The organism is uncultured Fibrobacter sp. (assembly GCF_937877005.1).
In the GTDB taxonomy this organism is placed as follows: Bacteria; Fibrobacterota; Fibrobacteria; order Fibrobacterales; family Fibrobacteraceae; genus Fibrobacter.
In genome coordinates this window covers 1-2451 of sequence record NZ_CALEFV010000153.1, presented here as the reverse complement: position 1 = coordinate 2451, position 2451 = coordinate 1, and the positions used below count along the sequence as shown (strand labels likewise).

1 protein-coding gene and 1 pseudogene are annotated in these 2451 nt (G+C 54.4%); both read left to right on the top strand.

Features of this window, described 5'->3' with window-relative positions; all coding sequences use genetic code 11:
* Positions 1-278, top strand: a pseudogene (locus Q0628_RS07260) (glutamine synthetase type III); the annotation flags it as partial.
* A 410-nt stretch (positions 279-688) separates the two neighbouring features.
* Positions 689-2451: carbamoyl-phosphate synthase large subunit (gene carB / locus Q0628_RS07255; protein ID WP_298769597.1), on the top strand; the 1763-nt coding region annotated here is incomplete at its 3' end.

The following is a 2451-nucleotide window of genomic DNA, read 5'->3' as shown; positions in this document are numbered from 1 at the left end:
CGCAGGTGCTTTGCGCTTACAGCAACGCCCTCAAGACCAACGAAATGGCCAAGACCCAAGGTTTCTACGCTGTCGACGGTTACGCCCGCGAACTCGGCGAAAAGCTCAAGGAACTTGAAGCCGCAGTCGCCCAGATGGAAACCGCCCTCGGCGAAAAGCACGAAGTCATTCTCGACGCTATGGCAAACCTCCGCATTATCGTGGACAAGATCGAAAGCATCGTGCCCGACGAAAAATGGCCACTGCCGAAGTATCGCGAGATGTTATTCATCTATTAATAGAATTAGTAGATGAATAACATCGGCTGCGCGTCGAAGGTGCACAGCCAAATGCCACTTTATTTACTAATTGTACTCCAAAACCTCATAATAATCCGAACCTCAAAAATGCAATTCGTCGGCCCCGCGCCGGCGGATTGCTTTTAAAAAAGTTTAACCCCTCGTGACTCAAAAAAATTATTCAAAAACACTCTTCCACCCTTGGGTCAAGATTTACTATATTTTGAGCCCGATGAAAATATCGGAATCCATCGAGGCACACATGAGTACCGCCGTTGCAGGAATCTCGCAACGGAACCAATCCACACTCTCTGGATTTCACAAAATTTTTCTTTTCTCTGTTTTTTATCGTCTTTATCGTTTGGCAAAAGCTTCTGGCTTTTGCCTTTCTTTTTATTCGGAGAAATGCTATGCCTAAGCGTACCGACATCAAGAAGATTATGCTCATTGGTTCTGGCCCGATCGTAATTGGCCAGGGCTGCGAATTCGACTACTCCGGCGTGCAGGCCTGCAAGGTGCTGCGCCGCGAAGGCTACGAAGTGGTGCTCGTGAACTCCAACCCGGCCACCATCATGACCGACCCCGAAATGGCCGACCGCACCTACATTGAACCGCTGAGCGTCGATATTTTGCACGAAATCATCCGCCGCGAACGCCCGGATGCCTTGCTCCCCACACTCGGTGGCCAGACCGCTTTGAACCTTGCGATGGAACTGAACGAGCGCGGCATTTTGGACCGCTACCAGGTGGAACTCATCGGTGCGAAGGCAGAATCCATCCAGCGCGCCGAAGACCGTCACCTGTTCAAGGAAGCCATGCTCAAAATTGGGCTGGACCTTCCCCGCTCCGGTTCTGCACACTCCATGTCCGAGGCGACCGCTATCGCCCACACCATCGGAAGCTGGCCACTGATTATCCGTCCAGGCTTTACCCTCGGCGGCACGGGCGGCGGTATCGCCCACAACGCCGAAGAATTCGAGACCATCGTGAACCGTGGTCTTGACGCCTCGCTCAACAACGAAGTACTTATTGAAGAATCGCTCCTGGGCTGGAAAGAATTCGAGATGGAAGTCATGCGCGACAAGAAGGGCAATGCCGTTATCGTGTGTTCCATCGAAAACCTGGACCCCATGGGTGTGCATACCGGCGACTCCATCACGGTCGCCCCGATCCAGAGCCTTGATGACCGTGCCTACCAGGCCATGCGTGACGACTCCCTGAAGGTCATGGAAGCCATCGGCGTGGAAACCGGCGGATCCAACGTGCAGTGGGCTATCGAACCCAAGACTGGCCGCCGCATCATCATCGAAATGAACCCGCGTGTGAGCCGTTCTTCGGCTCTCGCCTCCAAGGCGACGGGCTTCCCCATCGCAAAGATTGCAGCTTTGCTCGCCGTGGGTTACACCCTCGACGAACTCCGCAACGACATTACGCAGACGACCCCGAGCTGCTTTGAACCGGCTCTCGACTACGTTGTCGTGAAGGTTCCGCGTTTCACCTTCGAAAAGTTCCCGAAGGCCGATTCCACGCTGGGCACCCAGATGAAGTCTGTGGGCGAAGCAATGGCTATCGGCACCAACTTCAAGCAGGCCATGCAGAAGGCACTCCGCTCTCTCGAAACGGGATTCGGCGGATTCGGAGCTTGCGCCAAGTGCGAAAAATTCAAGGAATACGACGACGAAACGCTAGCCAAGGAAGTCGCACGCCCGAGCGCCGAACGCATCTTCGTGCTGCACGAAGCACTGCGCCGCAAGTGGGGCGTCGAGAAGTTGTACGAAATCACGAAAATCGACCGCTATTTCTTGCGTCATCTCGAAGAACTCGCCCTCTACGAAGACGAAATCCTTTCCGCAGGCTCGCTGGAAGCGCTCGCCAAAGATTTGCCGCTCTTCCGCCAGGCCAAGGAACTCGGCTACAGCGATATCCAGATTGGTTACCTGTTCCACAAGACTCCCGAAGAAGTCATGGCGGTGCGCAAGCAGATTGGCCTCGTTCCGAGTTACTACTCCGTCGATACCTGCGCCGGCGAATTCGAAGCCATCACGCCGTATTACTACAGCTGCTACGCTGAAAATTCCGAACCCGTCCGCGAAATTCCGGGTCACGGCCACAAAAAGAGAATCATGGTGCTCGGTGGCGGCCCGAACAGAATCGGTCAGGGTATCGAATTTGA